Genomic DNA, 6,988 nt, shown 5'->3' on the forward strand with positions numbered 1-6,988 from the left:
GCCGGTCTCGGCGGAGGCCATGACGAGAGGGAACAGACCCTCAACCAACTCCTGGTCGAGATGGATGGCTTTGAGACATCCGAGGCGGTGATAGTGATAGCCGCCACAAACAGACCAGACGTCCTTGACCCTGCACTTTTAAGGCCGGGCAGATTTGATCGCCAGGTTATGGTGCCTGTGCCTGACGTAAGGGGGCGCGAGGCTATTCTAAATGTACATGCAAAAAAAATACCGCTTGATCCCAAAATAGAACTCTCTGTAATAGCAAAGGCGACGCCCGGTTTTTCAGGCGCCGACCTTGAAAACCTCGTAAACGAAGCGGCCCTCTTGGCGGCAAGAAGTAACAAAGAAGTGGTGGAAATGGACGACTTCGAAAAGGCCAAAGACAAGGTGCTGATGGGGGCTGAACGTAAGAGCCTTATCTTGTCGGATGAAGAAAAAAGAATAACTGCCTATCACGAAGCAGGACATACCCTTGTAGCCAAACTCCTGCCCGGCAGCGATCCGATCCACAAGGTAACCATTATCCCAAGGGGCCGCGCGCTAGGGCTCACGCAACAACTGCCCGAAGATGAACGCCATACCTACCCGAAGTCGTATCTCATGAACAATCTTTCGATACTGCTTGGGGGTAGGGTGGCCGAAGAGCTCGTCCTAAACGAATTCACCACAGGATCAGGCAATGACATAGAGAGGGCATCCGATCTTGCAAGAAAAATGGTCTGCGAATGGGGCATGAACGAAAAGCTCGGCCCAGTAGTATTCGGCAAGAAGGAAGACCACATCTTTCTCGGCAGGGACTTCGGCCAGGTAAAAGACTACAGCGAAGACACCGCCAAAAAGATCGACGAAGAGGTTATGAAGATCGTTACATCTTCCTACAACAGGACAAAAGAACTAATCATGGAACATATCGAGTGTCTGCACGCCATAGCGCACGCCCTCCTTGAACAGGAATCCCTTGATGCGAAAGCCGTAAACACCCTAATGGAACAATGCCGGCAAAAAACGCCTCCTGCTAAAGACAGCAAGGACTATGGCGCATAAAAAAAAGATGACCTTGAAAGACATGGTCATCAGAGGACATGTTTTTTGCTGGGACAACGGGCCGTATATAATGGGGATCATCAATGTGACCCCTGATTCCTTTTCCGATGGCGGGCACTTTCTGGAGCTTGATGACGCCATCATGCAGGCCGAGAGGCTTATCGAAGAAGGGGCAGACATCCTTGACATAGGCGGTGAGTCCACACGGCCGTTTTCTGAACCAGTCAGCGCGGAAGAAGAGATAAGGAGGGTGATCCCTGTAATAAAGGCGGTGAGACAGGCTACAGATCGCCCCATCTCCATAGATACCACCAAGGCCTTGGTGGCGAAGGCAGCACTGGAACACGGGGCAGATATCATCAACGACATAAGCGCGCTACGTTTCGAGCCAGTAATGGCAGAGATCGCCTCGTCCTTTAAGGCCAAGGTCATCCTTATGCACATGAAAGGCACCCCCAAGGACATGCAGGTCAAACCCTGTTATGACGATGTAATAGGCGAAGTGAGGTCTTTTTTGGAAAAACGCATATCATGGGCTGTACTTCACGGTATTCCGAAAGAAGATATCCTCATAGACCCAGGCATAGGATTCGGCAAAGATGTCGCCCATAATCTGACACTAATAAACCGCCTTCAGGAATTTGAGGAACTCTCAGCCCCGATCGTCGTTGGCCCCTCAAGAAAGGCCTTTTTGGGCGCAATAACAGGTATAAAAACCCCTTATGAGCGCGATATCCCGACATTGGGAGCGGTTGCAGTTGCAGCCGTCAGGGGGGCGCATATATTAAGAGTACACAATGTAAAAAACGCCAGACAAGTCCTGAGCGTTGTAAACGCCATATACCAAGAAAAACCGACGGACGGCTGTCAGTGAGTCGGCTAATCATATGGACTATTTTATAAATCAATACCTCATAACTATCCGTTGGCAGGATATCTTGGATATCCTTGTCGTGGCCTATATAATCTACCAGATCATATTGCTAATAAAGGGGACGCGGGCGGTTCAGATGGCCGCCGGCCTGGCGGTAATCATAGTCATATATTTCGCAGCCAAATCCCTTGACCTCATGACCCTGCACTGGCTGCTGGGAACGGTCCTGAGTTCCCTCTTCCTCTTGATAGTCATCGTGTTCCAGGATGACATACGTCGGGTCCTCATCCAGATGGGACAGAGTCCGTTCCTCAAAAACCAAGTGAAGAATTTTCAGGCTATCGAGGAACTCGCAAAGGCCACCGCTGCTTTGTCCGAGACCAAGACAGGCGCAATAATGGTGCTTGAAAGAGGAGTAGGACTAGGGGACTATATAAGCAGCGGGACGGCTTTGGATGCACGGGTTACAAGAGACCTGTTGTGCACTATATTTTATAAGGGCTCACCACTGCACGACGGGGCCGTAATAATACAAAACGGCAGGATAGCCGCAGGCGGATGTGTACTGCCGCTTACATCAAGTCCTGACATAAGCAGAAGGCTCGGCACCAGGCACAGGGCCGCCATCGGCATAACCGAACAGACCGATGCGGTGGCAATCGTCGTGTCTGAAGAAACAGGCGGTATATCAGTGGCCATAGCGGGCAAGATAACAAGAGACATAGACACCGGTACATTGAGACGAATCCTGCACAACACATTCGCTCCAGAAGATGTCGAGAAACCTTGGTGGAAAAGGAGAATCATCTGACAAATGCGCCTAGGGGGTATATTTTCCAACAACTGGGTCTTAAAGGCGCTGTCTCTCGGTTTCGCCATCTTCCTGTGGTTTTTTGTAGTGGGGGAAGAAAAGGCCGAAATCACCGTCTCTCTGCCCGTAGAGGTCATAAATCTGCCGAAAGACCTAATCATAGCCAACGATATACCAACCGCAATAAACGTCAGGATATTCGGACCACGCAGTCTCATAAGAGATGTAGCTATTCAAAGGCTACCAAAAATAATCGACCTCAAAAACACCTCGCCCGGCAAGATAACGATACATATAGACCCTGAGACACTGCCTATACCAACAGGCGTAAAAATCACGAGATTCCAGCCTTCGGAATTCAATATAATTCTTGAACCGATGATGCGTAAAGAGCTGATGGTCAAACCAGAAATCATCGGAACCCCGGCTAAGGGATATAAGATCGAGAAGATTGAAACCATACCAGATAGGGTCATTGCTTCCGGCCTACCGAGAGAGCTCAACAAGTTGAGGGAAATAAAAACACTACCTATTAACATAGATGGAGCAACAGAGATCATTAAAGTACGCTCAGGATTAAATATGAAAGACATTACTAATACTGAAACAAATATCAGTGAAGTTACAGTAACTGTCTATATAAAACCTATTGAAGGCATAAAAAAAATACAACGTGTTCCAGTAAAATTATATCCACCTATAAGCAAAATATCCTTTTGGCCTAAAGAGGTAAGCATAACACTCAAAGGGCCATTAACTGAATTAAACAACATAACTGCAAATGATATAACTGTAATGATAGAGACACAAGATTTAACAAAGGGCATACATGTAATCGAACCTAAATGTATAGTCCCTGAAGGAATATCGCTGCTGAATATCATTCCACAAAAAATAAAGGTCTATAAAGCAAAAAAATAAATGCGCAGACTTTTTGGAACAGACGGCATCAGAGGTATCGCAAATATATATCCAATGACCATCGATACGGCCATGAAAATCGGAAAGGCCGTGGCATATATCTTTAAAAATCAACAAGGCAGACGCCACAGGATACTGATAGGCAAGGACACCAGGCTGTCGTGCTATATGCTGGAAAACGCCTTGGCCGCTGGCATATGCTCCATGGGGGCGGATGTGCTGTTGGTAGGACCAATGCCGACGCCGGCCATAGCCTTCCTCACGTCCAACATGAGGGCCGATGCCGGAGTTGTCATATCGGCATCTCACAACCCATTTCAGGACAACGGCATTAAAATCTTCTCGGGGGATGGTTTCAAACTACCTGACGAACTCGAAGGCCACATAGAAGAACTCATGGAGTCATCGATACTTGTATACGAACAGCCAACCGGCGAACACGTAGGAAAGGCCTTCAGGATAGATGACGCCCAGGGCAGATATGTAGTATTTCTCAAACATACATTCCCAAAGACCCTTACCCTCGACGGGCTCAAAATAGTTGTTGACTGTGCAAACGGCGCTACGTATAAAGTTGCTCCGGCCGTATTTGAGGAGCTCGGTGCGGATGTAATTAAGCTTGGGGTAACACCCAATGGCACAAACATCAACGAAAATTGTGGGGCGTTATACCCTGAGTCTATGCGTGACGCCGTACTCAAACACAACGCGGACATGGGGATAGCCTTTGACGGCGATGGAGACAGGGTCATCGTCGCAGATGAAAAGGGCAAGGTGGTAGATGGAGACCATATCATGGCGATCTGCGCCAAACACCTTATCCAGGAAAATAGACTGAAGCACAATACCCTTGTTGCAACGGTCATGAGCAACATGGGACTAGAGGTAGCCGTTCAGGAAATGGGCGGACGGCTTGTCCGAACAAAGGTCGGGGACCGCTATGTAGTAGAGGCCATGAGGGCCGGCGGGTACAACTTCGGCGGCGAACAATCAGGCCACTTGATATTCATGGACTATATGACCACGGGAGACGGCATACTGGCTGCCCTTCAGCTCCTTGCCATCATGCAGATCACAGGTTTGCCCTTGTCCGAACTGGCGAAGGTCATGGAATCATTTCCGCAGGTCTTATACAATATAAAAATCAAAGAGAAGAGGTCGCCTGATGAGATTGCCGGACTGGACAAACTGCAAATGGAATTCCTGAGCAAAATGAAGGGCAGGGGCCGGATATTGATCAGACCCTCAGGCACCGAACCCCTGATCAGGATAATGGTTGAAGGGGAGGACAGAGACTACATACACGCCGCTGCTCAGGGCATTATAGAATACATCAAAATAAAATGCGGTTCGCCACAGCCGTAGCGACCACCCACGCCTACCCCCCACCTCTCTAGTCCATTTTTGGTTGCCAGCTCTTTATTTTATTAATTTAGCCCTACGATCTTAAGGTTCAACCTGCACCTAATCCGATTGATCGATGCATCCGGACGGCGATCAATCAGCCTTTTTGCGTATAAAAGTCGGGATCTCATATCTGTTCCAGTCTATCTCATCAAACCCTCTGTGAACAAGGCCTTGCTTTTCAGGCCTTTTCGTATTCCAGGCGCGCTGCCTATCGCGATAGGCGGTTTGCACCACCTGATCCTGCTCATCTCTGCCTGAATCCTGCCTTTTTCTGACGAGATCTGTTATGGGTGTGACGATTGTTTCCTCGCCGACGGAATCGGCACCGATACCTGTCGCAATCACTGTAACCCTGATCTCATCCCCGGCGTCATCGTCAAATACGGCACCCCATATAATATTGGCATCTTCATGGGCCTCATCATGAATCATCGTTGACGCCTGATCCACCTCTTCCATACTAAGGGTCTCGCTGCTAGCCGTTATGTTCATGAGTATCCCACGGGCGCCGCTGATCGAGATGTCTTCAAGGAGCGGGTTTGCTATGGCCATCTGGACCGCCTCCATAGCCCTCCTCTCCCCCCTAGCCACGCCCGTGCCCATCAACGCCATACCCATCTCGGCCATTACAGTGCGCACATCCGCAAAATCAACATTTATATAGCCCTGGACCACTATAAGATCTGAAATACCCCTCACCGCATAATAGAGGACATCATCAGCCTTGGCGAACAATTCCTTCAACAATGTATTTGGTTGCGCCAAACGCCTTAACCTATCGTTTGGAATGGTGATTATGGTATCAACAACGCCCCTTAGGCGCTCAAGCCCCTCCTCCGCCTGCTTCATGCGGCGTTTGCCTTCAAAGCTAAAGGGTTTTGTAACCACCCCGACCGTGAGTGCCCCGACCTCCTTGCTAACTTCTGCTATGACCGGAGCGGCCCCTGTACCGGTACCGCCGCCCATGCCGGCAGTGATAAAGACCATGTCACTTCCTTCAAGTGCAGCCCTTATCTCGTCTATACTCTCTTCAGCTGCGTCCCTGCCGATCTCAGGCTTAGCCCCGGCACCCAACCCTTTTGTCAAATTCTTGCCGAGCTGTATCTTTATCCCAGCCCTGGACATCTCAAGGGCCTGACTGTCGGTGTTGGCTGCTATAAACTCTACGCCTTTCAACTCAGATGCTATCATATTGTTAACGGCATTACCGCCTCCGCCGCCGACCCCCACTACCTTGATCTTAGCGGTATGTTCCATATCAACAAATTCAAAAGCCATTTTAGACCCCCTCTAATGTCCTTAAAAACTTCGACAAACTGCCTTATTTGTTTGATCCAAATAAATACCAAAACATTTAAATCTTGAACCATGACCTCATACGTCCGGTTACCCTATTGAAGATATTGCCGTCCCTTATGTGGAACTTCTTGTCTGGCTTGTTGTCCAACTCATAGAGCACAAGACCTACAGCTGTCGCAAACATCGGTGAATTAACCATATCAACCAGACCCGATATGCGCCTCGGATAGCCGATCCTAGTGGGTAGCTGGAAAATCTGATCTGCCATCTCGCTGAGTCCGGCCACCAAGGCTGAACCGCCTGTAATCACCAGCCCCGAAGTCAATGAATCCTTTAGCCCGGTGCGTTGGATTTCCTGATCCAGTAGGCCGAATATCTCTTCGACACGGGGCTCAAGTATCTCAGCGAGCACCTGTCTGGAAAGGAGTCTTGGCTTACGTCCGCCGACACTCGGAACCTCTATATTTTCATCTCTAGATACTAACGAACTCAAACAGCAACCGTGAAGGACCTTGATCTTCTCAGCGTCGGCCATCGGCGTCTTGAGGCCGACGGCAATGTCATTGGTAAGATTATTGCCGCCAAGCCCAAGGATGGAAGAATGTCTGATGGTACCATCGACGAACAAC

7 protein-coding genes are annotated in these 6,988 nt (G+C 49.1%); 5 read left to right on the top strand and 2 right to left on the bottom strand.

The window, feature by feature from the left end:
• From ACP5SG_RS08865 to glmM, 5 genes are all read left to right on the top strand, one after another.
• On the top strand, nt 1-1,047 hold a 1,047-nt coding region (locus ACP5SG_RS08865), incomplete at its 5' end, for an ATP-dependent metallopeptidase FtsH/Yme1/Tma family protein (protein WP_428123689.1).
• Nucleotides 1,037-1,921 (top strand): dihydropteroate synthase, encoded by an 885-nt coding sequence (gene folP / locus ACP5SG_RS08870; RefSeq protein WP_428123694.1) that lies wholly within the window; start codon nt 1,037-1,039, stop codon nt 1,919-1,921. The genes ACP5SG_RS08865 and folP, both read left to right, overlap by 11 nt.
• A gap of 13 nt (nt 1,922-1,934) precedes the next feature.
• Complete coding sequence (gene cdaA, locus ACP5SG_RS08875) at nt 1,935-2,732, top strand: diadenylate cyclase CdaA (protein WP_237887601.1); 798 nt, start codon at nt 1,935-1,937, stop codon at nt 2,730-2,732.
• 87 nt (nt 2,733-2,819) lie between these two features.
• Nucleotides 2,820-3,653: a CdaR family protein gene (locus ACP5SG_RS08880; RefSeq protein WP_428123701.1), complete on the top strand. Its 834-nt coding sequence runs from the start codon at nt 2,820-2,822 to the stop codon at nt 3,651-3,653.
• On the top strand, nt 3,654-5,018 hold the full coding sequence (gene glmM, locus ACP5SG_RS08885; protein WP_237887597.1) for a phosphoglucosamine mutase: 1,365 nt from the start codon (nt 3,654-3,656) through the stop codon (nt 5,016-5,018).
• 132 nt (nt 5,019-5,150) lie between these two features.
• Here glmM and ftsZ read toward each other — a convergent pair whose 3' ends face one another.
• A complete protein-coding gene (ftsZ, locus tag ACP5SG_RS08890; RefSeq protein ID WP_428123706.1) occupies nt 5,151-6,338 on the bottom strand; it encodes a cell division protein FtsZ in 1,188 nt (395 codons plus the stop codon).
• A gap of 76 nt (nt 6,339-6,414) precedes the next feature.
• Nucleotides 6,415-6,988, bottom strand: a 574-nt coding sequence (locus ACP5SG_RS08895) for a cell division protein FtsA (protein WP_428123709.1), incomplete at its 5' end; no start/stop codon positions are given.

The sequence above is a fragment of the Dissulfurimicrobium sp. genome (genome assembly GCF_049968175.1).
In the GTDB taxonomy this organism is placed as follows: domain Bacteria; phylum Desulfobacterota; class Dissulfuribacteria; order Dissulfuribacterales; family Sh68; genus Dissulfurimicrobium; species Dissulfurimicrobium hydrothermale.